The sequence below is a fragment of the Aeromonas sp. QDB25 genome, from assembly GCF_027707725.1.
GTDB classification, from domain to species: Bacteria; Pseudomonadota; Gammaproteobacteria; order Enterobacterales; family Aeromonadaceae; genus Aeromonas; species Aeromonas caviae.
The window spans coordinates 1-24,677 of sequence record NZ_JAPCIZ010000060.1; the positions used below are offsets into that span (position 1 = coordinate 1).

Annotated in this window: 18 protein-coding genes, 1 tRNA gene and 2 rRNA genes; 8 read left to right on the forward strand and 13 right to left on the reverse strand. The window is 62.7% G+C overall.

Going from position 1 to position 24,677, the window contains the following annotated elements:
• Positions 1-110 precede the first annotated feature (110 nt).
• Complete coding sequence (gene uvrD, locus PG883_RS17380; RefSeq protein WP_200163848.1) at positions 111-2,282, reverse strand: DNA helicase II; 2,172 nt, start codon at positions 2,280-2,282, stop codon at positions 111-113.
• 412 nt (positions 2,283-2,694) lie between these two features.
• On the opposite strand from uvrD, the gene PG883_RS17385 reads away from it, so the two are divergent.
• The 4 genes from PG883_RS17385 to PG883_RS17400 all read left to right on the forward strand — a co-directional run bounded on the left by PG883_RS17385 (position 2,695) and on the right by PG883_RS17400 (position 7,534).
• A complete protein-coding gene (locus PG883_RS17385; protein ID WP_041212138.1) occupies positions 2,695-3,693 on the forward strand; it encodes a BMP family lipoprotein in 999 nt (332 codons plus the stop codon).
• Positions 3,694-3,790: 97 nt separating this feature from the next.
• Positions 3,791-5,368 carry an ABC transporter ATP-binding protein gene (locus tag PG883_RS17390; RefSeq protein WP_041212351.1) on the forward strand — a complete coding sequence of 526 codons (1,578 nt, stop codon included), beginning with the start codon at positions 3,791-3,793 and terminating at the stop codon, positions 5,366-5,368.
• 79 nt (positions 5,369-5,447) lie between these two features.
• Positions 5,448-6,566 carry an ABC transporter permease gene (locus PG883_RS17395; RefSeq protein WP_039039540.1) on the forward strand — a complete coding sequence of 373 codons (1,119 nt, stop codon included), beginning with the start codon at positions 5,448-5,450 and terminating at the stop codon, positions 6,564-6,566.
• A gap of 2 nt (positions 6,567-6,568) precedes the next feature.
• Positions 6,569-7,534, forward strand: a complete 966-nt coding sequence (locus PG883_RS17400; protein WP_010672471.1) for an ABC transporter permease — start codon at positions 6,569-6,571, stop codon at positions 7,532-7,534.
• Between the two features lie 63 nt (positions 7,535-7,597).
• Here the strand turns inward: PG883_RS17400 and PG883_RS17405 are convergent, their stop codons facing one another.
• Positions 7,598-8,503: a LysR substrate-binding domain-containing protein gene (locus tag PG883_RS17405; protein ID WP_039039541.1), complete on the reverse strand. Its 906-nt coding sequence runs from the start codon at positions 8,501-8,503 to the stop codon at positions 7,598-7,600.
• A 118-nt stretch (positions 8,504-8,621) separates the two neighbouring features.
• Here PG883_RS17405 and PG883_RS17410 point away from each other — a divergent pair, with 118 nt between their 5' ends.
• From PG883_RS17410 to PG883_RS17420, 3 genes are all read left to right on the forward strand, one after another.
• Positions 8,622-9,749, forward strand: coding sequence for an S-(hydroxymethyl)glutathione dehydrogenase/class III alcohol dehydrogenase (locus PG883_RS17410; RefSeq protein WP_010672469.1), 1,128 nt, complete (start codon positions 8,622-8,624; stop codon positions 9,747-9,749).
• A 51-nt stretch (positions 9,750-9,800) separates the two neighbouring features.
• Positions 9,801-10,649, forward strand: coding sequence for an S-formylglutathione hydrolase (fghA, locus tag PG883_RS17415; RefSeq protein WP_270807430.1), 849 nt, complete (start codon positions 9,801-9,803; stop codon positions 10,647-10,649).
• Positions 10,650-10,712: 63 nt separating this feature from the next.
• Entirely contained in the window at positions 10,713-11,219 is a 507-nt protein-coding gene (locus PG883_RS17420; RefSeq protein ID WP_010672467.1) for a DinB family protein, read from the forward strand.
• Between the two features lie 72 nt (positions 11,220-11,291).
• On the opposite strand, the gene PG883_RS17425 is transcribed toward PG883_RS17420, so the two are convergent.
• Positions 11,292-12,014 (reverse strand): GIN domain-containing protein, encoded by a 723-nt coding sequence (locus tag PG883_RS17425; RefSeq protein WP_270807431.1) that lies wholly within the window; start codon positions 12,012-12,014, stop codon positions 11,292-11,294.
• Positions 12,015-12,312: 298 nt separating this feature from the next.
• On the opposite strand from PG883_RS17425, the gene ovoA reads away from it, so the two are divergent.
• Positions 12,313-14,460 (forward strand): 5-histidylcysteine sulfoxide synthase, encoded by a 2,148-nt coding sequence (gene ovoA, locus PG883_RS17430; protein ID WP_270807432.1) that lies wholly within the window; start codon positions 12,313-12,315, stop codon positions 14,458-14,460.
• 57 nt (positions 14,461-14,517) lie between these two features.
• Here the strand turns inward: ovoA and PG883_RS17435 are convergent, their stop codons facing one another.
• From PG883_RS17435 to rrf (PG883_RS17480), 10 genes are all read right to left on the reverse strand, one after another.
• Complete coding sequence (locus PG883_RS17435) at positions 14,518-15,489, reverse strand: bile acid:sodium symporter family protein (RefSeq protein ID WP_270807433.1); 972 nt, start codon at positions 15,487-15,489, stop codon at positions 14,518-14,520.
• 273 nt (positions 15,490-15,762) lie between these two features.
• Positions 15,763-17,208 carry an amino acid permease gene (locus tag PG883_RS17440; RefSeq protein ID WP_270807434.1) on the reverse strand — a complete coding sequence of 482 codons (1,446 nt, stop codon included), beginning with the start codon at positions 17,206-17,208 and terminating at the stop codon, positions 15,763-15,765.
• Between the two features lie 166 nt (positions 17,209-17,374).
• The gene (locus tag PG883_RS17445) at positions 17,375-17,713 is read right to left on the reverse strand and encodes a tRNA-binding protein (protein WP_026080427.1); all 339 of its coding nucleotides are present in this window, start codon (positions 17,711-17,713) and stop codon (positions 17,375-17,377) included.
• A 76-nt stretch (positions 17,714-17,789) separates the two neighbouring features.
• Complete coding sequence (locus PG883_RS17450; protein ID WP_270807435.1) at positions 17,790-19,235, reverse strand: amino acid permease; 1,446 nt, start codon at positions 19,233-19,235, stop codon at positions 17,790-17,792.
• A 101-nt stretch (positions 19,236-19,336) separates the two neighbouring features.
• Positions 19,337-19,792, reverse strand: coding sequence for a beta-galactosidase subunit beta (locus PG883_RS17455; RefSeq protein WP_270807436.1), 456 nt, complete (start codon positions 19,790-19,792; stop codon positions 19,337-19,339).
• Entirely contained in the window at positions 19,789-22,863 is a 3,075-nt protein-coding gene (gene ebgA / locus PG883_RS17460) for a beta-galactosidase subunit alpha (RefSeq protein ID WP_270807437.1), read from the reverse strand. The genes PG883_RS17455 and ebgA overlap by 4 nt, the downstream gene beginning before the upstream one ends.
• A gap of 321 nt (positions 22,864-23,184) precedes the next feature.
• Complete coding sequence (ebgR, locus tag PG883_RS17465) at positions 23,185-24,150, reverse strand: transcriptional regulator EbgR (RefSeq protein ID WP_041214116.1); 966 nt, start codon at positions 24,148-24,150, stop codon at positions 23,185-23,187.
• A gap of 164 nt (positions 24,151-24,314) precedes the next feature.
• Positions 24,315-24,429 (reverse strand): 5S ribosomal RNA (gene rrf, locus PG883_RS17470).
• Between the two features lie 22 nt (positions 24,430-24,451).
• A tRNA-Thr gene (locus tag PG883_RS17475) sits at positions 24,452-24,527 on the reverse strand.
• A 47-nt stretch (positions 24,528-24,574) separates the two neighbouring features.
• Positions 24,575-24,677: ribosomal RNA gene (rrf, locus tag PG883_RS17480) — 5S ribosomal RNA — on the reverse strand; the annotation flags it as partial.

The following is a 24,677-nucleotide window of genomic DNA, read 5'->3' on the forward strand; positions in this document are numbered from 1 at the left end:
GCATGTTCAAGAAGGGTCTGAAATTGATACCGAAGGAAGTGCGCACTAAAGTAGCGTAAACAAGACACCGGTTTGAGGCCGGTGTCAGGTGATAACTAGATCTGTACAAATCAAAGCGCTTCCAATCTGGCATACGCCGTCACCAGCCACTTGGCGCCGACGTCGTCGAACTGGATCTGCACCCGGCTCTGCTGGCCGACCCCTTCGAAGTTGAGCACGATTCCTTCGCCGAATTTCGGATGGAGCACCCGCTGGCCGAGCTTGATGCCGCTTGCGTCGAAGCTCTGCTGCACCTCGTTCTGGCTAAAGCGACCGTACTGGGTGGGGCGGCTGACCTGAGTGCGCAGCCGGATCTCTTCCAGACACTCGGCGGGCATTTCGCGGATAAAGCGGCTCGGCTTGTGGAACATCTCGCGGCCGTAGATGCGGCGGCTCTCGGCATAACAGATGTAGAGCTTCTCCATGGCGCGGGTCATGCCGACGTAACAGAGGCGGCGCTCCTCTTCCAGCCGGCCCGACTCCTCGGTGGATTGCTGGCTGGGGAACATGCCCTCTTCGACGCCGACCAGCAGCACCAGCGGGAACTCCAAGCCCTTGGCGCTGTGCAATGTCATCAGCTGCACCGCATCGGCATATTCGTCCGCCTGATTCTCGCCGGACTCCAGCGCCGCGTGGGCGAGGAAGGCGGAGAGATCGCTCATGTCTTCCAGCTCGTCCGGCCGCTGGTACTGGCGGCAGGCGGTGACCAGTTCGTCCAGGTTCTCTACCCGCGCCTGGGACTTCTCGCCCTTCTCCGCCAGATACATGGCCTTGAGGCCGGAGTGCTGGATGGCGATATCCGCCTGCTGGTGCAGGGGCAGCAGGGAGACTTGGCTCTCCAGCGCGTCGATGAGATCCACAAAGCCGCGCACCGCGTTGCCGGCACGGCCGGTCAGCACCTTGTCGTTCAGCAGTGCCTTGGCGGACTGCCACAGGTTCTGCCCCTGATCGCGAGCGTTGTTACGCAAGATCTCCAGGGTGCGATCGCCGATGCCCCGGGTCGGGGTATTGACCACCCGCTCGAAGCTGGCGTCGTCGCCACGGTTGTTGATAAGGCGCAGGTAGGCCATGGCGTCTTTGATTTCCTGGCGCTCGAAGAAGCGCAGGCCGCCGTAGATGCGGTACGGCATGGCGTCCTGCATCAGCGCCTCTTCCAGCACCCGCGACTGGGCGTTTGAGCGATAGAGGATGGCGCAGTCGGCGAGCAGACCCCCCTTCTCTTTCCAATCCTTGAGGCGGCCGACCACGAAGCGGGCCTCGTCCACCTCGTTGAAGGCGGCGTAAAGGGAGATCGGCTCGCCCTCGGCCCCTTCGGTCCACAGCTCCTTGCCAAGGCGCTCCGCATTGTTGGCGATGACGCTGTTGGCGGCTTTGAGGATGTTGGCGGTGGAGCGGTAGTTCTGCTCGAGGCGAATGGTCTGCGCCCCCTCATAGTCGGTCAGGAAACGCTGGATGTTCTCAATCTTGGCGCCGCGCCAGCCGTAGATGGACTGGTCATCGTCGCCGACGATCATCACCTTGCCGGTGTCGCCCGCCAGCATCCGCAGCCAGGCGTACTGGATGCCGTTGGTATCCTGGAACTCGTCCACCAGGATGTTCTGGAAGCGGTCGCGATAGTGCTCGAGGATATGCGGCTTGTTCAGCCACAGCTCGTGGGCGCGCAGCAGGAGCTCGGCAAAGTCCACCAGCCCGGAGCGATCGCAGGTCTCCTGGTAGGTCTTGTAGATCTGCTGATAGGTGCGGGTGACGGGGTCGCCGTAGAGATCGATGTCGCCGGGGCGCAGCCCCTCGTCCTTCTTGCCGTTGATGTAGCCCATCACGGCGCGCGGGGCCCAGTGCTTCTCGTCCAGATTGAGCGCCTTGAGCACCCGGCGAATGAGGCGGTACTGGTCGTCGGAGTCGAGGATCTGGAAATCCTGCGGCAGCCCCGCATCCAGATGGTGGGCCCGCAGCAGGCGGTGGGCGATGCCGTGGAAGGTGCCAATCCACATGCCGCGCACGCCGTCACCGATCACCTTCTCGACCCGGCCGCGCATCTCGGCCGCCGCCTTGTTGGTAAAGGTCACGGCGATGATGGAGAAGGGTGAACAGCGTTCCACCTGCATCAGCCAGGCGATACGGTGCACCAGCACCCGGGTCTTGCCCGAACCGGCACCGGCCAGCACCAGCAGGTTGCAACGGGGGGCCGCCACCGCGTCTCTTTGCTTGTCATTGAGCCCGTCGAGCAGGGTTGAAACGTCCATCACCACTCCTGTTTATTTATACAGGCGGGGATTATACGGCCTGAGCCGCCAGAGACCAAGCCGTGAGCAGCCGGGGGCCAGCCCGCCCGCCAACGTGGCGTCGATGAGGCCGCAGGGCTGGTGCCGATGGAAGCCAGTTTTTTCATCAGGGGAGGAAAACGGTTGCGCCTAACATCATGAATCCAAACACAAATGTCGATCGAGCCCTATTAATCACGGAATTTAATTCTGCAAAAACACCATAAAACAAACACTTGTAAGGCAATTTGCTTATATTTCAAACCGTTAACGCAAACGTTTTTCCTCTATGATCCCCTTGACCAACGGGCTGGCTCACTTACAGTTAGCCAGCGTGCTTTATGACCTGCCAAGACAGGTTGTGGACCCTCACATAACAATCAAGGATACGATCGTGACTAAAGTGCTCAAGCTGGCCACCGTGGCCGCCCTCACCCTCGCTGCCCTGTCCGCCCAGGCAGCCTCCGAGCCCGCCGTCATCTATGACACCGCAGGCAAATTCGACAAGTCCTTCAACGAAGCCGTGTTCCGCAACGGCGTCGAAGTCTACAACAAGGACAAAGGCGTCAAGGTCAAGGAGTTCGAACCTCAGAACGAAGCCCAGCGCGAGCAGGGCCTGCGTCGTCTGGCCAGCCGTGGCAACGGCCCCATCGTCGCCGTCGGCTTCAACATGGGTTCCGCGGTAGAGAAGGTTGCCACCGAGTTCCCGAACACCCAGTTCACCATCATCGACATGGTGGTCGACAAGCCGAACGTCCAGTCCCTCATCTTCAAGGAGCATGAAGGTTCCTTCCTGGTGGGTGCCCTGGCGGCCATCGCCTCCAAGACCGGCAAGGTCGGCTTCGTGGGCGGCATGGACATCCCGCTGATCCGCAAGTTCCAGTGCGGCTATGAGCAGGGCGCCAAGTACATCAATCCGAAGATCGACGTCTATCAGAACATGACCGGCTCCACCCCGGCAGCCTTCGCCGACCCGGCCAAGGGTGCAGAACTGGCCAAGTCCCAGTTCGCCAAGGGCGCCGATGTGGTCTATGCCGCTGCCGGTGGCACCGGTATCGGTGTCTATCAGGCTGCCAAGGACGAAGGCAAGCTGGCCATCGGTGTGGATTCCAACCAGAACCACCTGCAACCGGGCACCATGCTGACCTCCATGGTCAAGTCCGTGGGTCTGGCCGCGTACAAGAGCTGGGATGACGCCGCCAAGGGCAGCTGGAAGCCGGGCATCCAGTCCCTGGGTCTGGCCGAAGGCGGGGTTGACTGGGCGCTGGACGAGAACAACGCCAAGCTGATCACCCCGGAAATGAAAGCCAAGGTCGAGAGCATCAAGGCCGACATCATCGCCGGCAAGATCAAGGTGCACGACTACATGAGCGACAACTCCTGTAAGTACTGATCCTGCAAGTACTGAGTCTCTGCTACGACTCTCAATCCAGACCGGCCCGTACGGGCCGGTTTTTAGTCTCTACTTCATGACCCGCAAGGACTGCATCATGGACCAGACAGATCGCTATGCCATCGAATTAAGGGGTATCGATAAGCGGTTCGGCGACGTGTACGCCAACAAGCAGATCGACCTTCAGGTTCGTAAAGGCAGCATTCACGGCATCGTCGGCGAAAATGGCGCCGGCAAGTCGACCCTAATGAGCATCATTTACGGTTTCTACCACGCCGACAAAGGCGAGATGCTGATCGACGGGAATCCGTTCAAACCCCATGGCTCCCAAGATGCGATTGCCGCCGGGGTGGGCATGGTGCACCAGCACTTCATGCTGGTGAACAACTTTACCGTATTGGAAAACGTCATCCTCGGCGCCGAGAACGGCTGGCGCCTGGGCAAGAGCCTGGCGGCCGCCGAGAAGCTGCTGGGCGAGCTGGCACGGGACTATGGTCTCGAGGTGCCGCTGCACGAGAAGGTCGAGGATCTGCCGGTGGGCCTGCAACAGCGGGTCGAGATCCTCAAGGCGCTCTATCGCGGTGCCCGCATCCTGATCCTCGACGAGCCCACCGGGGTGCTGACCCCGCAAGAGGCGGATCACCTGTTCGAGGTGCTGAAAAAGCTGCGGGATCAGGGGGCGACCGTCATCCTCATCACCCACAAGCTGCGGGAGATCCTGGCCATCACGGATCAGGTCTCCATCATGCGCCGAGGGGAGATGGTGGCCCATGTCGCCACCAAAGACACCGACAAGGAGCAGCTCGCCGAGCTGATGGTGGGCCGCAAGGTGCGCCTCAAGGTCGACAAGGGCACCGCCCAGCCGGGCGAGGCCAAGCTCAAGGTCGAGGGCCTCTCTTACGTCGATGACGCCGGGGTGGAACGGGTCAAATCCGTCAGCTTCGAGGTGCGGGCGGGGGAAGTGGTCGGCATCGCCGGGGTCTCCGGCAACGGCCAGTCCGAGCTGCTCAGCATGCTCGGCGGCATCCTCAAGCCCAGCAAGGGCGGCTTCACCATCGCTGGGGCGCAGCGCCACGAGGTGAGCCAGAGCCACCCAGCCGACCCGGAGCAGGTGCGCAACTTCGGCCTCGGCCACATCCCGGAAGACAGGCACAAGATGGGGCTCATCAACCGCTTCGAGGCGAAAGAGGCCTTCATCCTCGGCTATCACCGCCGTGCCCAGTACAACAAGGGCTGGCTGCAGGACAAGGAGGCGATCCGCCAGGATTGCCAGGCCAAGATGGACAAGTGGGACGTGCGCCCGCCGAGCCCGGAGCACAAGACCGCCAACTTCTCCGGCGGCAACCAGCAGAAGCTGGTGATCGCCCGGGAAGTGGAGCAGGACCCGGATGTGCTGCTGGTCGGCCAGCCGACCCGGGGCGTCGACATCGGCGCCATCGAGTACATCCACCAGCAGATCATCGCCATGCGCGACAAGGGCAAGGCGGTGCTGCTGGTGTCGGTGGAGCTGGACGAGATCATGAGCCTCTCCGACCGCATTCTGGTCATCGCCGATGGCCGCATCGTCGGCGAGCTGGACGGCGCCAGGGCGGATGAACGCACCATCGGCCTGATGATGGCGAACATAGTGCCTGACGACGTGGCGGCAAGCCAATCACAAGGAGCCACATCATGAAGGTCACAACCACTTGTAACGGATTCGGCCTGATGATGGTCAACACACCAGTCCCCGACGATATCAAGGAGGCCCATTCATGAGCCAAGCACGTGTTCCTGCCTGGATATCCGTGGGCGTGCTGCCCGCAGTCAATATCCTGCTGGCCTTTCTGGTGTCGGCCATCCTGTTCTATTACCTCGACATCAGCCCCATCGAGGCAGCCGAAATCATGTGGTACGGCGCCTTCGGCACCGGCGAGGGGATAGGCTTCACCCTCTACTACGCCACCGGTTTCATCTTCACCGGTCTGGCGGTGGCGGTGGCCTTCCACGCCGGCCTGTTCAACATCGGCGGTGAGGGGCAGGCCTATATCGGCGGCCTCGGGGTCGGTCTGGTCTGTCTGCTGCTCGGGGACGTGCTGCCGTTCGCCCTGCTGCTGCCGCTCGCCATCATCGCCGGCGGCCTGTTCGGCGCGGCCTGGGCCTTCATCCCGGCCTGGCTGCAAGCCAAGCGGGGCAGCCACATCGTCATCACCACCATCATGTTCAACTTCATCGCCGCCTCCCTGATGGCCTACCTCTTGGTCGACGTCTTCAAGCCGCCAGGATCCATGGCCACCGAGAGCAAGGTGTTCGCCGTGGCGAGCTGGCTGCCGAAGATGAGCGAGCTGCTGGCGGCGGTCGGCGTGACGGTGCCGAACAGCCCGCTCAATATCAGCTTCTTCTGGGCGCTGATCTGTGCGGCCCTGGTGTGGGTCTTCATCTGGCATACCCGCTGGGGCTACGAGATCCGCTCCGTGGGCGCAAGCCAGAGTGCCTCCGCCTATGCGGGCATCTCCTACCCCAAGGTGGTGATCCTGGCCATGGTGATCTCCGGCATGCTGGCGGGCTTCTTCGCCCTCAACGTGCTGCAGGGTGAGCTGCACCAGATCAAGCTCAACTTCGTGGAAGGCTTCGGCTTCACCGGCATCGCGGTGGCCCTGATGGGTCGCAACCACCCGGTCGGCGTCATCATCGCCAGCCTGCTGTTCGGCTTCCTCTACCAGGGCGGCGCCGAGCTCAGCTTCGAGTTCGGGGTGGACCGCAACATCGTCGTGGTGCTGCAGGGTCTGGTGATCCTGTTCTGCGGCGCCCTGGAACACATGCTGCGCCCGCGCATCGAGCAGGCCTATCTGGCCTTTGCCAACCGCCCGGCCGCCCAAGTGAAAGGAGCCTGATCATGTTCGAAATGCTGATCCTGATGCTGGATGCCACCATCCGCACCGCACCGCCGCTCATTCTTGCCGCCATGGCCGGGATGTTTTGTGAACGCTCCGGGGTGGTCAACATCGCCCTGGAGGGCAAGCTGCTGGCCTCCGCCTTCGCCAGTGCGGCGGCCGCCGCCGTCACCGGTTCCGCCTGGATTGGGCTGGGGGTCGGGGTGGGGATCTCCATCCTGTTCGCCCTGCTGCACGGCTTCGCCACCATCACCCACCGGGGTGATCAGGTGGTGAGCGGCATGGCCATCAACATCCTGGCGGCCGGCCTCACCGTAACCCTGGGGCGCTACTGGTTCGATCAGGGGGGCCAGACCCCGGCGCTCTCCGGTGCGGCCCGCTTCGCCCCCATCGACCTGCCCTATGCCAAGGAGCTCTATGACGTGCCCGTCATCGGCCAGCTCTACAGCGAGCTCTTGAGCGGTCACTCCCTGCTGGAGTACGTGGCCTTCGCCGCCGTGCCCCTGGCCTGGTGGGTGCTGTTCCGCACCCGCTTCGGCCTGCGGCTGCGGGCGGTGGGCGAAGCCCCGGCGGCGGTCGACACCGCAGGCATCTCCGTGGTGCGCATGCGTTACACCGCCCTCATCATCGGCGGCCTGCTGGCGGGGATCGGGGGCACCTATCTGGCGGTGGCCCAGACTGCCCAGTTCATCCCCAACATGAGCGCGGGCAAGGGCTTCATGGCGCTGGCGGCCCTGGTGTTCGGCAAGTGGCGCCCCTGGAACGCCATGGCGGCCTGTCTGCTGTTCGGCTTCCTCGACGCGGTCGCCATCCGGCTGCAAGGGGTCAGCATCGGCGATTTCCCGATCCCGGTGCAGGCCATCGAGGCGCTGCCCTACATCCTGACGGTCTTCCTGCTGGCCGGTTTCATCGGCAAGGCGGTGGCTCCCAAGGCCCTCGGCACCCCCTACGTCAAGGAGCGGGAATAGCCCCGCCCTTCATGCCATGCAAAAGGCCCGCACATGCGGGCCTTTTCTTTTTCGGGCGACGGCTCAACCGATGGGCCGTACCAGGGCGGGTTGGTGGGGATCGCTGAGGCGCTCGGCCAGATAGTCCACCAGCAACCGCACCTTGGGGGAGAGGTGGCGGTTGTGGGGATAGAGGGCCCAGATCCCCTCCTCGGGGGCCCGCAGCTCCGGCAGCAGCTCGATGAGCTCCCCCCGGGCGAGGTGGTCGCTCACGTAGTAGTCCGGCAACTGGATGATGCCGATCCCCTTGATGGCCGCATCCAGCAGGGCGTGGCCGCTGTTGCACTGAAGCAGACCGCGTACCCGCACGCTGTGGGGTTTACCGTTCAGGGTGAAGTGCCACTCGTCCCCGTTGCCCACCAGGCAGGTGTGACGGGCCAGCTCCGAGAGACTGTTGGGCATGCCGTGGCGGGCGGTGTAGGCGGGGGAGGCGCACACATAGGGTACCCGCTGCGCCAGCTTGCGGGCCACCAGGGTCGAATCCTTGAGGTGGCCGAGGCGGATCGCCAGATCGAACCCCTCGTGCACCAGATCCAGCAACTGGTTGGTGAGGTTGAGGGTCACCTCCAGCTGGGGGAAGCGCACCATGAAGTCGTTCACCAGGGGGGCGATGCGGCTCTCGCCGTAGGAGACCGGGGCCGTGATGCGCAAGGAGCCCTGGGGCACCGCCTGATGGCGTCCCACCGCCAGCTCCGCCTCGTAGAGGTTGTCCAGCAACTGGCGGCAGTGGCGAAAATAGATCTCCCCGAGTTCGGTGAGACGCACCTGGCGGGTGGTGCGCAGCAGCAGCTTGGCCTGCAGCCTGTCTTCGAGCTGCGCTACCTGGCGGCTCACCTGGGCCACCGACACCCCGAGCTTGCGTGCGGCCGGGGTAAAGCCCCCCTGCTCCGCCACGCTGACAAATTCACAGACCCCTTCCCAGCCGAACATTATTACCTGTGTGTAAAAGTGATTTGATACTTAGCGTTATTATCACCAAATCGGCGGGAAACTACACTGGATCTCCGAACTCATTTCCGTTCATCCAACCACTACGAGGACGTCATTCATGGCACAGGTTCAGAGCATCAAGTGTAAAGCCGCCATCGCCTGGGGACCGGGTCAGCCCCTCTCCATCGAAGAGGTCGAGGTCATGCCGCCCCAGGCCGGCGAGGTGCGGGTGCGCATCGTCGCGACCGGCGTCTGCCACACCGATGCCTTCACCCTCTCCGGTGAAGATCCGGAAGGGGTCTTCCCCTGCATCCTGGGCCATGAAGGGGGCGGTATCGTCGAGTCCGTCGGCGAGGGTGTCACCAGCGTCAAGGTCGGCGATCACGTGATCCCGCTCTACACCCCCGAGTGCGGCGAGTGCAAGTTCTGCAAATCCGGCAAGACCAACCTGTGCCAGAAGATCCGCGCCACCCAGGGCAAGGGGCTGATGCCGGACGGCACCACCCGCTTCTCCAAGGACGGCCAGCCCATCTACCACTACATGGGCACCTCCACCTTCAGCGAATACACGGTGCTGCCGGAGATCTCCATCGCCAAGGTGGATCCGGCCGCCCCGCTGGAAGAGGTCTGCCTGCTCGGCTGCGGCGTCACCACCGGCATCGGCGCCGTGATGAACACCGCCAAGGTGAAAGAGGGTGAGAGCGTCGCCATCTTCGGGCTGGGGGGCATCGGCCTCTCCGCCATCATAGGCGCGCGCCTGGCCAAGGCCGGCCGCATCATCGCCATCGACATCAACGAGAGCAAGTTCGAGCTGGCCCGCAAGCTGGGCGCCACCGACTGCATCAACCCGAACACGTTCGACAAGCCCATCCAGGAGGTGATCGTCGAGATGACCGACGGCGGCGTCGACTTCTCCTTCGAGTGCATCGGCAACGTCAAGGTGATGCGCGCGGCGCTGGAGTGCTGCCACAAGGGCTGGGGCGAATCCGTCATCATCGGCGTGGCCGGTGCGGGCCAGGAGATCAGCACCCGTCCGTTCCAGCTGGTCACCGGCCGGGTGTGGCGCGGCAGCGCCTTCGGGGGCGTGCGCGGTCGCAGCGAGCTGCCGAGCTACGTACAGCGCTACATGCAGGGTGAGTTCAAGCTGGACGACTTCATCACCCACACCATGCCCCTCGAGCAGATCAACGAGGCGTTCGATCTGATGCACGAAGGCAAGAGCATCCGCACCGTCATCCACTACTGATCCCATGAGCGTCCCGCCCATCGATGCATGGGCGGGGCAAGGAGTCCTTACATGAATCTGGACATCATCAGCAGCAACAAGAGCTTCGGCGGCTGGCACAAGCAGTATCGCCACCGCTCCAATGTGCTGGGGTGCGAGATGCGCTTCGCCATCTACCTGCCGCCCCAGGCCCTCACCGGCCAGAAAGTCCCGGTGCTCTACTGGCTCTCCGGTCTCACCTGCACCGACGAGAACTTCATGCAAAAAGCCGGGGCCCAGCGCATCGCCGCCGAGCTCGGCATCGCTCTGGTGACGCCGGACACCAGCCCCCGCGGTGAAGGGGTGGCGGACGATCCCGGCTATGACCTCGGCATGGGGGCGGGTTTCTACGTCAACGCCACCCAGACCCCCTGGCGGGATCACTACCAGATGTACGATTACGTCACCCGGGAGCTGCCCGAGCTCATCGAGACCCACTTCCCGGTCTCGACGAAGCGCGCCATCAGCGGCCACTCCATGGGGGGCCACGGCGCCCTCGTCGCCGCCCTGCGCGAGCCGGGTCGCTACCGCTCGGTGTCGGCCTTCAGCCCCATCAGCCACCCGAGCCGCTGCCCCTGGGGCCAGAAGGCCCTCGGCGCCTACCTCGGCAACAACCCCCTGCTGTGGCAGGAGTGGGATACCTGCCAGCTGCTGCGCCACCACGACAGCCCGCCCCTGCCGACCCTGGTGGACGTGGGGCTGGACGACCCCTTCCTGGCGGAGCAGCTCGGCATCGACACCCTGGCCGAAGTGGCCGCCACCCGGGCGTGGCCCCTGACGCTCAACCGCCATGCCGGCTACGACCACAGCTATTACTTCGTGGCGAGCTTCATCGAGGCGCACCTGCGCTTTCACGCCAACCACCTGGGCGAACCGGCCTGAGGCTGACCCGCTCGTGGCCGCCCCGTCAGCGGACGGCCATTCACCCGGAAACAGGAGACAAGGATGCCTCTCTTCACCACATTGCTGGCCATGCCGGACCAGTTCGAGCGGCTGCTGGCACAGGTCCCCACCGACCGTCTGGACTGGGAACCCGCCAACTGGGCCGGGATCCCCTCCGAGCGTTTCAGTGCCAGGGGGCACCTCTGCCACCTGCTGGACATCGAAGTGCTGGGCTATCAGGTGCGGTTTCGTCGCACCCTGGCGGAAAGCCTGCCGGAGCTCGCCTCCCTCGACGGCTATCAGCTGGCGCTGGACCATGATTACCCCCGGCAGGATACCGCCACGCAGCTCGACCGGTTTCGCACCGCCCGCCTGCAGACCGTCGAATGGCTGAAGACGGTGCCGTCCGACGCCTGGCAGCGCCGCGCCCGCTATGGCGGCTATGGGGAGGTGACCCTGGACGGTCTGGTGCGCCTGCTCGTCAGCCATGACCACCAGCACCTCGCCGGCATGCAGTGGCTGCTGATGCGCCTGAACGCCGATCTGGGCCTCGCACTTCCCCTCGAGTGAGGTGTCGTCCCACAGTGTCGCATCCTGCAAAAAAGGCCCCGAGGGGCCTTTTTCATTGTTGCGGTGATGGGATCAGCTCCCCAACCGGCTCACCTGACCCGAGCCCGCGATCTCGCTGGTCAGCGCTGGGCTGCCCCAGTAGTTGACCGCACCGGCACCGGCGATCTCTATCTTGAGCCGCGACCGGGCCCGCACCTCGACCTCGCCACTGCCGGCGATGCTCACCTCGACCTCCTCGCTGGCGAGCCCGGCCCCCTTGACGCCACCGGCGCCGGCGATGTTCAGCGCCATCACCCGGGCGGAGCCCTGCCCCAGATCCAGGTTGCCCAGCCCGGCGATGTTGCCCTCCAGCCGATCCAGCGTCAGCCCGCTGGCGACGATGTCCCCCGTGCCCGCCAGGGAGAGCACCAGATCATCCCCCTTGAAGTCGCGCAAGGCGCCGTTGCCAACCCCCGCCAGTGCCAACTCGTGCAGCGTCGGCAGGGTGATGGTGATCTCCAGCGGCTGGGTGGGGTCGAGCCGGTAGCCATCCTTGACCTCGATCTCCAGCTTCTCCCCCTGCTCGGTGAGCACCAGATAGGGCAGCAGGTTGGCCTCCCCCTTGACCCTGAGGGTGTGACTCTCTCCCGCCACCAGGTACAGGTTGGCGGGCACGCCCGCCAGCACCCGGGTCACCTCATGCCCCAGGGGATGCTGCTGCTCCACCACGGCCCCCTCCCCGCGCACCTTGACGTCATCCTGCCAGTTGCATCCGGTCAGTCCCAGGGCCAGCACCACTCCCAGCATCCATTTCATCCCGCTACTCCTCGTTTCCTCTTTGCCGCACGGCGCGGCAGGTGAGTGGCAATCAGCAAACCCTGTGCCATATGGTTAACATCATGATTTATCTATCCATTTCAATATTTCGAGGCTCGAAGGGCACACAACAAAGAGTCATTCAGACCACAATCTGGTCAATCTGACCACACCCGAAGGAGGGCGTTGACCCATTTTTTTGGTTGCCGCCCCGGTTCGTTGAGCCAATAGTGATACCTGGTGCGTATAGAGCACTCCATCGCTGCTTCACCCGCCAGAATCAACAAGGAGTCAGAGCGTGACCCAAGCCAGCCACTCATTCGTTCATCCGGGCCTGCCTGCCCCCACCCGCACCCCGCTGCTGACCGGCGACGATCCCGACCACAAGCGCCGCGAGCTTCTCGCCTACTTCTACCAGACCTTCGATCTCTACGACTCGCTGTTCGACTGCCTGGCCGACGAGCGGGCCTGGTTCAACAAGGCGATCCCCCTGCGCCACCCGCTCATCTTCTACTACGGCCATACCGCCGCCTTCTTCGTCAACAAGCTGCTGGCGGCCCGTCTCATCGAGAGTCGGCTCGACCCCCGCATCGAGGCCCTGGTCGCCATCGGGGTGGACGAGATGAGCTGGGACGATCTGGACGAAACCCACTACGACTGGCCCACTGTGGCCGAGCTGCGTGACTACCGCGGCCGGGTGCGCGCCCTGGTGTGTGAGTTCATCGAGCGAATGCCGATCGAGCTGCCCATCCATTGGCAGAGCCCGGCCTGGGTCATCCTGATGGGCATAGAGCACGAGCGCATCCACCTCGAGACCTCCAGCGTGCTGATCCGCCAGCTGCCCCTGGCCTGGGTGCGCAGCCAGCCCCAATGGCCGGTCTGCCCCGAGGCGCGCCACGATCTCGCCGCCGTCCCCGTCAACACCCTGCTGCCGGTGGCCGGCGGCCAGGTGCGACTCGGCAAGCAGGATGCCACCTACGGCTGGGACAACGAATACGGCGAGCGCCACATCGAGCTGGCCCCCTTCCAGGCCAGCCGCATGCTGGTGAGCAACGCCGAGTACCTGGCCTTCGTGCAGGCGGGCGGATATGAAGCGCCCGCCTGGTGGGACGACGAGGGCCGGGGCTGGCGCCAGTATGCCAACGCCCGCATGCCCACCTTCTGGGTCGGCGATCCCAATGAACCCGAGCAGTTGCAACTGCGGCTGATGACCGAGCAGGTCCCCATGCCCTGGGACTGGCCGGTGGAGGTGAACCAGCTGGAGGCCGCCGCCTTCTGCCGCTGGAAGGCGGATCAGACCGGCCTGCCCGTCCAGTTGCCAAGCGAGGGGGAGTGGATGCTGCTGCGGGAGCAACTGGCCGGCGATCAGCCGGACTGGATGGAGGCCCCCGGCAACATCAACCTGGCCCGCTTCGCCTCCTCCTGCCCGGTGGATGCCTGCCCCCAGGGCAGCTTCTTCGATCTGGTGGGCAACGTCTGGCAGTGGACCAGCACCGCCATCGACGGCTTCGAGGGGTTCAAGGTGCACCCCCTCTACGACGACTTCTCCACCCCCACCTTCGACGGCAAGCACACCCTCATCAAGGGCGGGAGCTGGATCAGCACCGGCAACGAGGCGCTCAAGTCCTCCCGCTACGCCTTCCGTCGCCACTTCTTCCAGCACGCGGGCTTCCGCTACCTGGTCTCACGCCATCAGGAGCCCGTCATCGTGAACCCTTATGAAACCGACACCCTCGTCGCCCAGTATCTCGACTTCCAGTACGGCCCGAGCCACTTCGGGGTCGCCAACTACGCCGAGGCTCTGGCCGGTCTTGCCAGCGAGCTCTGCACCCGCCATGAGCGGGCGCTCGACATCGGCTGCGCCACCGGCCGGGCCAGCTTCGAACTGGCTCGCCGCTTCGCCCACGTGGACGGGGTGGACTACTCGGCCCGCTTCATCGACGTGGCCCTGACCCTGGCAAGACAGGACAGCTTCCGCTATGCGGTGCCGGTGGAAGGGGATCTGGTGGAATATTGCGAGGCGCGCCTCTCCCGCCACGAGCTCGGTCGCGAGCAGAGCGAGCGGGTCCACTTCAGCCAGGGGGATGCCTGCAACCTCAAGCCCAGGTACGGCGACTACGACCTGGTGCTCGCCTCCAACCTCATCGACCGGCTGCGGGAGCCCGCCCGCTTCCTGCGGGACATCGCCCCGCGCCTTCGCAGCGGCGGCCTGCTGGTGCTCACCAGCCCCTACACCTGGCTGACCGACTACACCCCCAAGGCCAACTGGCTCGGCGGCATCCGGGAAAACGGCGAGGCCCTCGGCACCTATCAGGCGCTGCAACGGCTGCTGGCGGAGGAGTTCGAGGAGCACATGCCCCCGAGGGACGTCCCCTTCGTCATCCGCGAGACCGCCCGCAAGTACCAGCACACGGTGGCCCAGCTCACCGTCTGGCGCAAACGCTGACGACGCGGCAAACGAAAGAGGGAGGCCCATGGCCTCCCTCTTCTTTATCCGGACCGCTTACCCCTCCTGAACCTGGGGCACCGCCTCCTGCTCGCGGTAGCGGCGGGCCAGCACGGCGCACACCATCAGCTGGATCTGGTGGAAGATCATCAGCGGCAGCACCATGACACCGACGCTGGCGGCGGGGAACATGACGTTGGCCATGGGCACCCCGTTGGCCAGGCTCTTCTTGGAGCCGCAGAAGACGATGGTGATCTCGTCCGCCCTGTTGAAACCGAGGCGACGGCTGATCCAGACGTTCCACCCCAGCACCAGCGCCAGCAGCACGCAGCTCAGCAGCACGATACTGGCGAGATCGTACCAGCCGACCTGGTGCCAGATCCCCTGCACCACCGCCTCGCTGAAGGCCACATAGACCACCAGCAGGATGGAGCTCTGGTCCAGCTTGCCGATGAGTGGCCGGTGGCTGTCAACCCAGCGACCGATGAGGGGGCGTGACAGGTGGCCCACCACGAAGGGCAGCATCAGCTGCACCATGATGGCCTGAATGGAGTGCCAGGTATCGACCCCCTCCCCCTGCACATTGATCATCAGCCCCACCAGCACCGGCGAGAGGAAGATGCCGAGGATGCTGGAGGCCGAGGCGCTGCACACCGCCGCCGACACATTGCCCCCCGCCATGGAGGTGAAGGCGATGGCTGACTGCACGGTGGCAGGTAGGGCACAGAGGTAGAGGAAACCGAGGTAGATGGCCGGGCTCAGCCAGTGGGGCACCAGGGGCGTGAGCAAGAGCCCCAGCAGCGGAAACAGCACGAAGGTGCTCGCCATCACCACCAGGTGCAACCGCCAGTGGCCCAGGCCCGCCAGCAGGTTCTGGCGCGACAGCTTGGCACCATGCATGAAGAACAAGAGCGCCACCGCCAGCTTGGTCAGCAGACCGAACCAGACGGCCACCTGCCCCTCACAGGGGAAGAAGGAGGCCAGGGCCACCACGGCAATCAGCACAGAGGTAAAAGGATCCAGACGCACGGAGAGTCTCCAGAAAAAGCGCGTCCCGCACGGGATGGGGACGACAGGGCACGGGGAAGGCGTCATCAGGCGGCGACCCCGGATACGAAGGGACAAGCTTACCCCGAACACCCTGTGGTGCAAAGTTGAGCGGCAGCTTCATTTGTTTCATTTTGTTAAACGATAACGCGCATTCTCACAGCAAAACTAAACGATTTTGCCCCTCTGACCCCGGATCCGGCCAACAAAAAACGGGCGACCAAGGCCGCCCGTTTCGTGTTTTCACTCAGCCGATCAGCGCTGGCTGGCCAGGGTGCCGTTGCCGGTTTTCTTCTCATTGCCGCCGAGCTTGCAGGCTTGGCGCTTCTCGAAGCGGGAGATCCACCAGTAGGCCAGCGCCGAGAAGACCGCGGTCATGAAGACGTTGATGAAGAAGGCGCGCACCAGATCCACCCCGGTCGGGAAGGCGGAGGCGCTCATGCTCACCACGAAGATGGCGATCAATACAGACACCACGCCCATCCCGAAGGTGCGCGACCCCATGCGGAAGTCGCGGGGGGTGTCGTCATGTTTCCAGCGGAACACGAAGTAGGCCACCATGATGAAGATCGGCGGCAACATGGCAGTCCCGGCGGTGAGGTTGATGGCGGTGTTCATCATCTGCTGCACCGACTCGGAGCCGAACCCGTTGACCACCAGCATCGCGAACACGAAGACAAACTGCCACCAGGCGGCGCGCACCGGCACCCCGTGCTCGTTGAGCTGGGTGGTCTTCTCGCCGTAAACCCCCTGCGGGATCTCGGAGAAGTGGATCTTCACCGGCGCCGAGGTCCACATCATCATGGAGCCGAACATGGCGATGAACAGCACCACGCCGACGAAACGGCCTACCAGCGCCTCGGAGAGCCCGAAGTACTGGGCCATGCCGGTGAAGATCTCCACCATGCCGCCAGCATAGGTGAGGCTGTCACGCGGCACGAACACGTTCACCAAGAGGGAACCGACCGCATACATGGCACCGATGACGATACCCGCGCTGATGATCACCTTGATGAAGGACTTCTGGCCGCCCTTGACGTCATTGAGGTAGGCCGCCGCCGTCTCGGCACCGCCCGCCGCCTGGAAGATCCAGCACATGATGCCGAGGGTCGCCCAGTTGACGGTGGGAGTCATGGCTTCCAGCGTGATGGGCTGGGCCGGTACATGATCGCCACTCAGCGCCATGAAGGCGCCCAGCACATAGATGGCGAACAGGGCAAACACCCCGTAGGCCACGATCTCGGCAATCTTGCCGAGCCAGCTCGCCCCCTTGGTGGAGATGTGGGTCGCCGCTGCAAACAGCACGATGGAGATGACTGAGGTGACCATGGGCGAGAAGCTGTACTCATAGCCCAGCATGGCGTAGGAGGCGTAGGCGATGACGTTGGGCAGCAGGGAGACGAACCAGAACAGGTTCACGAACCAGTAGAGAAACGAGCCCAGATAGGCCATCCGGGTGCCGAGCGGTTTTTTCAGCCAGTCGTACATCCCCGACTCGGAGTTTTTGTTGGCCGAAACGAACTCGGCGATGATGAAAACGAACGGAATGAAGTAGACGAGGGTCGCCAGCAGGAAGATCGGGGCGGAGCTGAGCCCCAGCTCGATGTTGTTGTTGACGATGTTGCGCACGTTGAACACGGCGGCAAAGGTCATCGACAACAGGGCAAACTTGCCTATGGTGCCGCGTACGGATTCAGACATGGTGTCCTCCAGTGGACTCGCGCTCCCTGCGGGGAGCGCTGTGACTCTGTGATGTGTTTGGCAAGGGTCTGTCGACCCTGCCCTTTACTCTCTTGTTATGAGCGGGCCGCGTGGACGGCCTTCTTGGTGAACCGGTGCCGTCTCCCGCACCGGCTCGCAATACCGGTCAGACGATCGGAGTGCCCGGCGCCATCGGCACCCGCGGTTGCAGCAGCACGCTCTGGCTCTCGTCCGGGGTCTCGGCGCAGAGCAACATGCACTCGGATCGCTCGCCGCGCATCCTGGTGGGTTTCAAGTTGGTCAGCACCACCACTTCGCTGCCCATCAGTTCCTCTTCGCTGTAGTAAGGCACCAGACTGGTGACGGTCTGCAGCGGCCGCTCGCCCCCCACGTCGATCTGGACGATATAGAGTTTGTCGGCCCCGGGGTGACGCACCACCTCCAGCACCTTGCCCACCTTCATCTCGACCCGTTTGAATTCGGCAAACTCGATCGTCTCGCTCATGCTCTTTTCCTTTTCTGGTTCAACGGTTTGCGGGTGGCTAACGGCCACCCGGTTTGATTGGGATTCAATACAGTGGCTATGGCGTCTGCATGGCAACCTGCGCCGCCGGCTGAGCCTCTTTGGCGCGTGCCTCGGCGCTGAGGGAGGCCTCGTATCGGTTGTATTTCCACCAGGCGAAGCCGAGGAAAATCACGATCCCGCCGACGTTGTAGAAGATGATGGTCATGATGTCGGCGCCGGTCGGGAAGGTGGAGGCGAGGAAGCCCACCGAGAAGAGGACGATCAGCACCGACACCACGGCGATGCCAGTGGTGCGCGAACCCATCTTGAACTCCCGCGGCAGGTGGTCGAGCTTCAGGCGCAGATTGAGGTAGGCCAGCATGATGAACAGCGGCGGCAGCATGGAGGCGGCGGCGGTCATGTTGATGACGGTGTTCATCAGATCCTGGGCGGTGTTGGAGACCAGGGTCGGGATCACCATCAGCGGCAGCACGATGAGGTACTGGATCCAGGCTGCACGGGCGGGCACGCCGTTTTCGTTCAGCTCGACGGTTTTCTTGCCGAAGATACCGGCCGGGATCTCGGAGAAGAAGATCTTCACCGGGGTCGCGGTCCACATCAGCAGGGAGCCGAACATGGCGGTGAAGGAGACCAGACCCACGAAGCGGTTCATCAGGATCTCCGGCAAACCGAAGAAGGCAGCCAGCCCTTCAAACACCTGCACCGAGCCGCCGGTGTATTTCAGGGTGTCGCTGTGGACGAAGACGTTGATCAACAGCGATGCAATGGAGTAGAGCACGCCGATAAAGATCCCGGCGACGATGATCACCTTCACGAAGGATTTGGAGCCCCCTTTCACGTCATTGACGTAGACCGCCACTGACTCGGCGCCACCGGCTGCCATAAAGATCCAGGTGGTGATGCCCAGAAACGCCCAGCTGAAATCGGGGACCATGGCCTCTACCGTGATGGGGTCGGCTGGTTGTACGCCGCCCACCAGTGCCGCACCTGCCAGCAGAATGTAGGAGAGGGTCAGCAGCAGCATCAGGGACGAGGTCACCGAGGTGATGGGGCCCAGCATCTTGGCGCCGTTGGTGGAAACGTAAGTGGCAAAGGCAAACAGCACCATGCTCAATGCCGTGGTCGCCACTGGAGTGAGAATGTACTCGTAGCCGAGGAAGGCATAGGAGGCGTAGGCGATGACCCGCGGCAGCAGCGAGGTGAAGAAGAAGAGGTTCACGAACCAGTAGGTGTAGGCGGAGATGAAGGCCCAGCGCCCGCCGAGGGAGCTCTTCACCCAGGCATAGACGCCTGCTTCGGAGTTCTTATTCAGTGACACAAATTCCGCAATGATCAGGCAGAACGGAATGAAGTAAAAAATGGTAGCCAGAAAGAACATCGGGGCCGAGGCCAGACCGATCTCGATGTTGTTGTTGATGACGTTGTTGAAGCTGAATACCGCCGCGAAGGTGAGCGACAGCAGACCAAACTTGCCTATCGTATTGCGTTTGGAATCAGACATGGTGCATCTCCAGACCTGTAGTTATCTCGCGAAAGAGCGGGGCATGATTTGTAGGGTGAGCCCCGCCCTTCCGGCTTTGTCAGTGCAGAACCGGCGGCTTGTTATTTGTTTTTGAAGTAGCCGCCTTCGACGGTGACCTTGATGATCACCTTGCGCACCGGGCTGTCGCCGACGAACCGGTAAGCCTCGTCGTTCTCGAAGATCACCACCTGACCGTTGCCGACCTGCTGGCGCTCACGCACCTCACCTGCCAGCCACTCGCGGTCTGTGGTGTCGTCATAGCCCTGCTCGACCCGCAGATCCGACTTGGCAGCCCACTCCACCGTCTCTTCCCCTTCCAGGTAGTAGTGGACGTCGAAGTAGCGGCGCTGCCCCTCGAACAGGGAGGTGGCCGGGCTGGCCCCCTCCTGCAAGCGGTAGGTGAGGGAGTCACCGATGGAGTGGCAGATGCCGGGCTTGAGGTTTGGCAGGTTGTTGATGGCCTCCACGCAGCGGCCCCACTTCTTGCCCTCCCGGTAGATGTTTTTGAACAGGGTCAGGTTGTCCAGGGTGATCATGCGAGGTTCCTCCCGCCGTTGATGGTGAGATCGAGCCCGGCCAGCGCAGCCGGATTGAGGTTGCCACGGGCGATGGGCAGCAGGGTCAGGCCGAAGCTGAATGGCTCGAATCGCACCCGCCAGGAGTCCAGCACCTCGGAGCCCCAGGAGTTGGAGCCGAGCCCCAGTACCTTGTGATCCAGATTGAGGGTGAGATAACCGCTCGGTTCCAGCTCGTTGATGTGCTGCGCCGCGTGGATATGCTCCCAGCTGTAGGGCCAGACGCTCAGGTTGATGGGGGCATCGGGCCGCACGTAGAGACCGGCGCCGTGGCGGTTGGTCAGGGTCGCCCAGCGCACCTGCTGGCGGTTGCCGTTGTCCTGCGGGAAGGGGTAGTGCTCCCACATCTCGCTAACTGTGCTCTGGAAGCTGTCGATCCAGTTGCTCTGGCGGCTGTCCTGATAGTTTTCGCCCGGCCCCATGCCGTAGTAGTGCACCCGATCGAGATCCTGACGAATGCCCAGCTCGAAGCCGATCTTGGGAATGATGTCGTCATAACCGCCGTAGGGCTGGCCGGACAGCGCTACATGCAGCTGACCGTTCGGGCTCAGGGTGTAGACGTAGCGGCAGCGCATGCCGAAGTCGAACACCGGCGGCGCGATCAGACTCTCGACCGTCACCTCGACCGCCTCACCCAGCTGGCGCCAGCTTAAGGTGCGGAAGTGCTCCTGCATGATCTGCAGGTGGTTCGGGTGCCACAGGCTCTCGTACTCCTGCTTGTGGTTGTCGATCATCGGCTTGAAGAAGGTGAGGCGCGGGGCTCGCTCGATAAGCTCATTGCCATCCTGCTGCCAGCTCACCAGCTTGCCGTCGAGGCGTGAGAAGCGCAGGGCGAAGCCGCTGCCGCTCAAGGTCAGCGCGAGGCGCTCGTCGGCAATCTGCAATGCTGTGGCATTGGGATTGGCAAAGGGCTGCAACTGACGAGTCGACTCTTTCAGCTGGAACTGGTACTGACCCAGCTCGTGCTCCGCCGCGCTGTAACGGGTCGCACTGATCTTGATGACCCGCAGCTGGACGAAGGTTTCCCGCCCATCGAGGGATGGCAGTTCGAGTTGCAACTCTGTGATGGCACCGGGGGCCACCCCTTCCAGCCGAATTTGCTGGCTCGCCAGCAGTTCGCCCTCCGCCTTCACCTCGACCAGCAGGCGGATGTCGTCGAGATTGGAGAACCAGTAGCGGTTTTCCAGCTCAAGCCGGCCGCTCGCCAGATCCAGTGCCCGCACCTTGACCGGGCAGATCACCTGCTTGTATTCGCGCAGGCCCGGCCCCGGGGTTTGATCCGGATAGATGAGGCCATCCATGCAGAAGTTGTAGTTGTTGGGGTAGTCGCCGTAGTCGCCGCCGTACTTGTAGACGGGGCGGCCCTGCTCGTCCTGATCCAGAATGCCGTGATCGCACCACTCCCAGATGTAGTGACCCTGAATGTGGGGATGGCGGTCAAACACCTGCTGGTATTCGCTGAGGCCACCCGGGCCGTTGCCCATGGCGTGGGCGTATTCGCAGAGGATGCGTGGCTTCGCCATCGGGAACTCGCCGAAGCAGTTCATCTGGGAGACGCGGGAATACATGGTGCTCACCACATCCACCACCTCGGCATCGCGATCCTCTTCGTAATGCACCAGCCGGGTCGGGTCGATCGCCTTGCAGCGCTGGTACATGGCTCTGATGTTGCAGCCGTAGCCGGACTCGTTGCCCAGCGACCAGATGATGATGGAGGGGTGGTTCTTCTGGGCGTGCACGTGGCGCTCGATGCGATCCACGAACACCGGCTCCCAGAAGGGGTCATCGGTGATGCGGCTCAGATCGCCGACGTTGGCAAAGCCGTGGGTCTCCACATCGGTCTCTGCCATCACGAACAGGCCGTACTGGTCGCACAGCTCGTAGAAACGCGGGTCGTTCGGGTAGTGGGCGGTGCGCACCGAGTTGAGGTTGTGCTGCTTCATCAGCACGATATCGCGCTCCACCCGATCCATGCCGACCGCACGGCTCTTGAGGTGGTCGTTGTCGTGGCGGTTCACCCCGTGCAGCTTGAGGTAGTGGCCGTTGACATGGAAGAGGCCATCCTTGACGGTGATTTCACGCACCCCGACCCGCTGCGGGATCACCTCCAGCAGCTCGCCCTGACCGTTGTAGAGGGAGAGTTGCAGCTGGTAGAGGTAAGGGTCTTCGGCACTCCACAGATGGGGGTTGGCCAGATCCAGCGTGAAACGGCAATCACACTTGCCGTCGATGGCGAGATGGTCGAGGGAGCCGCTGGCGATCTCGCTGCCCTGATCCAGCAGCGACCAGACCAGACGGTGATCACGGGCTGGCGCACCAAGATTTTCCAGCTGGATATCGCAGCTCAGGGTGGCGCTTTGATTGTCATCGGCCAGCGCAGTCTGGATAAAGAAGTCCTGCACATGGACTGCCGGTTTGCCCACCAGGTAGACGTCGCGGAAGATCCCCGCCATCCACCACATGTCCTGATCTTCGATATAGGTGGAGTCCGCCCACTGCATCACCCGCACCGACAGCAGGTTCTCGCCGGTTTTGGCATAGGCGCTGATGTCGAATTCGGCGGTGAGGCGGCTCCCCTTGCTGAAGCCGACGTAGTGGCCGTTTACATAGACCTCGAAGTAGGTCTCCACCCCGTCAAACTTGATGATCACCTGCTCGCCGTCCCAGGCCGGGCTCAGCACGAAGCTGCGCTGATAGGCGCCGGTGGGGTTGTTGGTCGGCACGAAGGGCACATCGATGGGGAAGGGAAAACCTTCGTCGGTGTACTGCAGCTGACCATGCCCTTCCATCTGCCACATGTTGGGCACGGTGATCTGGCCCCACTCGTCCATGGGGCTGTGATAGAAGGCCTCCGGCACCTGCAGGGGGTGGTCGAAGTAGTGGAACTGCCACTGGCCGCTCAGGCTCAGAAAACGGCGGCTCAGCTCACGCTGCATGGTGGCCGCCAGCCCGTGGTCGGCATAAGAGAAGAAGTAGGCTCGCGGGGCCAGCCTGTTTTCACCAACGAATTGGACGTTTTCCCAGTTATTCACATGTCCTCCCGGAACAAGGCAACGTTAACTGGGTAAACTCTAGATAAACATTTACTAAATATCAGTTTTAGATCGGTAAAGTTTTAACCTGATCACAGTGAGTGGATGGTTTTGTGAGCGAGATCAGAAGCGGGAGACAAAGGAGGGCAAGGTATAGATGAGTGGCATGGATGTTGATAACAGCAGGCCATGATGTAATTAAATTAACTATAAAACAATATGATATGAGTTTATTAGAAGATATGGGAAAGCGGTTTACTTGGGAGAGATGTCGCACCACCGCAAGGTGGTGCGACTAAAAACAGAGGTATTTTACTAAAACTATCGTGTAGTACCGCGCAGAGTCAATTTGCTCGGTACCAGCACCCGCAGCGGAATGTCCCGCTCGTCACGCAGCCGTTCAACCAGCAGATTGACCCCCTGGGAGCCCATCAACTCGGAGTGGATCCGCACCGTGGAGAGCGGCGGAAAGGTGAACTTGGCGGTCGGGATATCGTTGACGCTGATAAGCTCGATCTGCTGGGGAATCGCCAGTCCCTTCTCGTGGATGGCACGCAGCACGCCGATGGCGATGGAGTCGGAGGCGACAAACAGTGCCCTGGGCCAGTCGCCAGCCAGCATCTCCTTCGCCAGCTTGTAGCCGGAAGCGCTGGAGAAGTCTCCGCGATAGAGGTCGCTCTCCTGTACCACGCCAAGCCGCTGGCCATAATCGCGAAAGGCGAGTTCCCGCAGATCCGGGCCATCATCCTGGCCACCGATATAGCCGATGCGCTGATGGCCCTCGGCGATGAAGAAGTCCACTACCTGCTGGCTGATGAGTGCCAGATCCACATCAATCGAGTCAAAATCGCCCTGAGAGCGGCAATCCACGAACACCAGCTGGGCAGACAGCCCGCGCAGCACGGCCAGCCGTTCTTCCGGCAGATGGCCGATGACCAGGATGCCATCGACGGCAGAGAGCTCACGCCCCTCGGCACCGTTGTAACAGTGGGCCAGCTCGATGTTGAGGCGGGTGCACTGGGTCTCGATGCCGTAGCGGATGGCGAGGTAATAGGGATCGTTGACCTCGGTGCTCTGGGGATAGGCGTAGACAGCCAGGAGCTGCAGCTTGCTCTTGTGCACTCCTTTGCGGGCGCTGCTGGTCTTGTACTCCAGCCGCTCTGCAATCTCGAAGATCTTCTGCCTGGTCTCGTCCTTGACGCTCAGGCTGGGATCCTCGTTCAGCACACGGGATACGGTAGCAAGCGATACCCCCGCCTCCTGTGCAATTTCCTTCAACGTAGCCATCAATACCTCGCAGGCAGCATCACGTGTTCATCGGGCAACGGCTAAAGAGTAACGAGCAATCCCTTGATAGCCCAGCATTTTTACTGAAATAGAAGCAGGGAATTGCGGCGGGAGGACAGAAATGCAAAAAGGCCTCCCGTATGGGAGGCCTCTTCTGAATAGGTGCCTGACAGTGTCCTACTCTCGCATGGCTAATGCCACACTACCATCGGCGCTACCGCGTTTCACTTCTGAGTTCGGCATGGGATCAGGTGGTTCCACGGCGCTATTGCCGTCAGGCAAAAGCTGTACTGCTTGAAAATGGTGCTGATACCCAGAATCGAACTGGGGACCTCATCCTTACCAAGGATGCGCTCTACCGACTGAGCCATATCAGCACACTAACCGGTAAAGACCACGCTCAATGCGTAATCTAAAATTGGGTGCCTGGCAGTGTCCTACTCTCGCATGGCGAATGCCACACTACCATCGGCGCTACAGCGTTTCACTTCTGAGTTCGGCATGGGGTCAGGTGGTTCCACTGCGCT

What these genes read in the sequence shown, in the direction of transcription:
- fghA (WP_270807430.1), top strand. Translation starts at nt 9,801, where the DNA reads ATGAATCTGGACATCATCAGCAGCAACAAGAGCTTCGGCGGCTGGCAC.
- PG883_RS17445 (WP_026080427.1), bottom strand. Translation starts at nt 17,713, where the DNA reads ATGAGCGAGACGATCGAGTTTGCCGAATTCAAACGGGTCGAGATGAAG.
- PG883_RS17450 (WP_270807435.1), bottom strand. Translation starts at nt 19,235, where the DNA reads ATGTCTGATTCCAAACGCAATACGATAGGCAAGTTTGGTCTGCTGTCG.
- uvrD (WP_200163848.1), bottom strand. Translation starts at nt 2,282, where the DNA reads ATGGACGTTTCAACCCTGCTCGACGGGCTCAATGACAAGCAAAGAGAC.
- PG883_RS17455 (WP_270807436.1), bottom strand. Translation starts at nt 19,792, where the DNA reads ATGATCACCCTGGACAACCTGACCCTGTTCAAAAACATCTACCGGGAG.
- PG883_RS17440 (WP_270807434.1), bottom strand. Translation starts at nt 17,208, where the DNA reads ATGTCTGAATCCGTACGCGGCACCATAGGCAAGTTTGCCCTGTTGTCG.
- PG883_RS17410 (WP_010672469.1), top strand. Translation starts at nt 8,622, where the DNA reads ATGGCACAGGTTCAGAGCATCAAGTGTAAAGCCGCCATCGCCTGGGGA.
- PG883_RS17400 (WP_010672471.1), top strand. Translation starts at nt 6,569, where the DNA reads ATGTTCGAAATGCTGATCCTGATGCTGGATGCCACCATCCGCACCGCA.
- PG883_RS17425 (WP_270807431.1), bottom strand. Translation starts at nt 12,014, where the DNA reads ATGAAATGGATGCTGGGAGTGGTGCTGGCCCTGGGACTGACCGGATGC.
- PG883_RS17420 (WP_010672467.1), top strand. Translation starts at nt 10,713, where the DNA reads ATGCCTCTCTTCACCACATTGCTGGCCATGCCGGACCAGTTCGAGCGG.
- ebgR (WP_041214116.1), bottom strand. Translation starts at nt 24,150, where the DNA reads ATGGCTACGTTGAAGGAAATTGCACAGGAGGCGGGGGTATCGCTTGCT.
- PG883_RS17395 (WP_039039540.1), top strand. Translation starts at nt 5,448, where the DNA reads ATGAGCCAAGCACGTGTTCCTGCCTGGATATCCGTGGGCGTGCTGCCC.
- PG883_RS17405 (WP_039039541.1), bottom strand. Translation starts at nt 8,503, where the DNA reads ATGTTCGGCTGGGAAGGGGTCTGTGAATTTGTCAGCGTGGCGGAGCAG.
- PG883_RS17390 (WP_041212351.1), top strand. Translation starts at nt 3,791, where the DNA reads ATGGACCAGACAGATCGCTATGCCATCGAATTAAGGGGTATCGATAAG.